This window comes from Anaerotignum sp. (assembly GCF_031981185.1).
Lineage (GTDB): Bacteria > Bacillota > Clostridia > Lachnospirales > Anaerotignaceae > Chakrabartyella.
In genome coordinates, this window is record NZ_DALYUL010000010.1 from 88716 (window position 1) to 91841 (window position 3126).

The 3126-nt window shown below is 34.0% G+C and carries 3 protein-coding genes and 1 pseudogene; all 4 read right to left on the reverse strand.

The features are described from left to right. Nucleotides 1-243, reverse strand: a pseudogene (locus RTK36_RS07590) (acetyltransferase); the annotation flags it as partial. Nucleotides 244-366: 123 nt separating this feature from the next. Further along, a complete protein-coding gene (locus RTK36_RS07595; RefSeq protein WP_312045852.1) occupies nucleotides 367-1356 on the reverse strand; it encodes a class I SAM-dependent DNA methyltransferase in 990 nt (329 codons plus the stop codon). Nucleotides 1357-1711: 355 nt separating this feature from the next. After that, nucleotides 1712-2074, reverse strand: a complete 363-nt coding sequence (locus tag RTK36_RS07600) for a DUF4180 domain-containing protein (protein WP_312045854.1) — start codon at nucleotides 2072-2074, stop codon at nucleotides 1712-1714. Nucleotides 2075-2547: 473 nt separating this feature from the next. Further along, the gene (locus RTK36_RS07605) at nucleotides 2548-3051 is read right to left on the reverse strand and encodes a helix-turn-helix domain-containing protein (RefSeq protein ID WP_312045856.1); all 504 of its coding nucleotides are present in this window, start codon (nucleotides 3049-3051) and stop codon (nucleotides 2548-2550) included. Between the last annotated feature and the right edge of the window lie 75 nt (nucleotides 3052-3126).

Consider the following 3126-nt stretch of genomic DNA (forward strand, 5'->3'; position numbering starts at 1 on the left):
ACCATTCATTATAAACTTAACTCCCTCTGCAATTGCACAGAACTTGCCTATTATAAGCCTATCCCCCAGAAATTCGTAGTGATGCTCTATATTGTCATAAAACTTCTCGGGAGACTTTTTGTTATCACTGTAATAGGTGTATTCACCAATCTCAACATTGGGTCTTTTAGGTAGATTGCTAATATAGCAAACTGTTTTTATATTTTCATGGGGATAAAGCTTTTTCTTGTCTGGCCCTATCATATCCATTCTCCTTCCGTATTCGAGTTATGCTGCGTACATTTTGCAAGAGACACAATTTCATGCTGCTAATATCTTAGCCATTACATGATGATATTATATGGGTATGATCCAAAAACAAACAGTCTATATTTCATAAATGTTTTGTGTTATAATTAAAATAAAAAGCGTACCTATACCAGGGTATTGGCAGATTGAGAGGTTTTTACCTTTATCAACGTTTTGTATTAAAATGCGACTATGGCTAGATAAACATTCTCGTTTTAGTAAACATATAAATATCATACTATTTTTCAGTAATAACAACAAAGTCTTATTATCATTTCTAAATTCTGCTCCTGCCACATCTCCAAAATATCTTAAATTCTTGAATCCAGCCTGAAGCAACTCTTTTTCTAGTTCTTCATTAGTAAAAGTATGTTCCCATAGATTGTAACAAGTGGTAAGTTTGTCTGTCACTACAATATATTGATTAAGGAATGTATTGCTTTCATCATAGCGGTAAAGGGATTGCAACAGCAAATATGGTCTACCACTCCAAAAGCCACTATCCTCATAACTCCACTCTTTGAACTCTTCCCTACCGACATACTCAAATGGGGTAAATACATCAAATATAAAGTAACCGTTAGGACTTAGTATATCATAAACTTTTGCCAGTAATAACTGACGCTCACTACTGGATAGTACTCCAAAATCACAATAAATCATAGTCACCAAATCATATTCACCAGAAAGGAAAGACTGAATATAGTCACGATTTAGGTATGCAATATCTAAGCCTTTTTCTCTCTCCTGTTTCTTTGCATATTGAATTGAGTTCTGTGACAAATCAACCCCAGTTACTTGATAGCCTTTATTACAAAACAGCTCCGCATAGATACCCGGTCCACAGCCCAAGTCTAATAATCTCTTATACTTTACAGGTGGTACTATATTAGAAATCCAGTGGACAGATTTGCGGACAAAATCCAGTTTCCGTGTTGCAGATTCTAAATCAGGATTTAAATGTGCTTCCAACATTCCTTGAGATATATGAGGATCATCCCAAAATTTTGCATCAGTTCTTTCGTCCAGGGGGGCTCTCTTGGCAAACTGCTTCATAGTCTTTAACATAATTCGTTCATCCTCTCTTTTTAAAAAATAAAAAAAGCTGCAGAAAATTTCCACAGCTAAAAATTTGCATTCCTAATTGTGTGGTAAATAAATAATCTTCTAGGCATAAAAACAAAACCTTCTTAAACTTTCAAGGAAATGATTTATGCAATTCATGATTATTTTAGTTTCCACGTTTCACTTATACTGCTAATTTTGCAATATGAAAGTGCGCCGGACTGAACCAACTCCTTTTATTACAATACTTTTTCATAAATATGATACTACGCTTTCGTTGATTTCGCAAGAAATTGCGTATAACTCTCACTTAGACTAAAATAGAAATAATTCTCATTATAAATTTCTATCATTTATCTCAAAAGGAATTTATAATTCGTGAAATTGCTTCCTCCTCATTTGCCACAAAAAAAATATCTTTTCCTTTATTGCATTCATAAATATAGTCCTTTAACGCCTTACTAGTATAGGCTGAAAAGTCACCAATGATGGCAAGCTTCATTCCATAGTTCACATATTTTTGTACAATTTCTCCTGCAAGGCGAGAACTCAAGTCAAAAAAATCTTCAATGATCGCTTCTTTATGGATCATTATAGCGTTACAATCATATTCATACCGAATGATAGCCATCAATTCCAACGCTGATTGTACATTACTGATAATTGTTGATTTTTCTTGTACATATGCTACACCATTTTTCTGATTAACATCAATTTTCATTTTAATCCTCCTTACTAATTCATTATGAAGTAAAAAATATACACTTCTCTGGTAACCTTCACCAGTGCATGCCCTTCTCCTATTAAAAAATCCTCTGAGGTGATGGTAGCAACCCATAGAATAAAGCACAAAATAGAAAAAATACTCTCTCCTTTCCAATCTCTGCAGGAGATAAAACAACAAGCCTATTACCTTATCCCGACGCTTTATTGCAAAATATAGAGCCATCCATCCGCCTAGTGATAACCCAACCTCGTTTGCTTTCCTAATATTTAGTTTTTCCAACACATCATGTAACCAGTCAGAATATGAATTATCGGTAAGTGGCATTTGTAAAGAAAATCTTTTTCCCGGCTCTCCTTACATATTGCCCCTCATACACATGGAATTTTATAAATTCATATTCTTTCATAAATCCGTCTGTATAATTTCTTTTTTTGCATCCACGGATTTAAATATTTCATGATTTCACTTCATCGTGAATTCTCCTTATCTAACAGCGTTATAATTGATAGCATTTCATTGATATATTCAGCACTGCCCCACACAAAAACTTTACAAACCAAGGCAGCATCATCATATTTTATATGCATAGTTGCGCCATCCATTTTGACATCTTTGCTGTTCATTACAGCTAATAAGGTATTTGATATTCGCTCAAATTTTTTCTTATGAACCACATGCATATCCACTACTGCAGAAATGCTAATTCTACTTATAGGGGCATCCATAACATTGCTATTTGTGTACTGTATTTCATTGTTTACAAAGTCAATATCAGATGTTTCCCCTTTGTATTCCTTCCCAAGCGAAGAATCTTTACCCATAAAAGCGTCTAAATCCTCCCTAATTATACGCCACTGCTTACCTACCTTCATTGCTTTCAATTTTCCACTGTTGATAAACCCCCGAACTGTTTTATGGTGCAAACCTAAAGCATCAGCGACCTCGTATATTGTCAAGTAATTATTATTCATATAATCCCACTCCAATTCACTCTCATTTGGATATGAATATACAACAAAATATAATTTATGTCAATTAACTTTTCC

Coding starts and splice junctions, on each gene's coding strand:
- RTK36_RS07595 (WP_312045852.1), bottom strand. CDS start 1,356: ATGTTAAAGACTATGAAGCAGTTTGCCAAGAGAGCCCCCCTGGACGAA.
- RTK36_RS07600 (WP_312045854.1), bottom strand. CDS start 2,074: ATGAAAATTGATGTTAATCAGAAAAATGGTGTAGCATATGTACAAGAA.
- RTK36_RS07605 (WP_312045856.1), bottom strand. CDS start 3,051: ATGAATAATAATTACTTGACAATATACGAGGTCGCTGATGCTTTAGGT.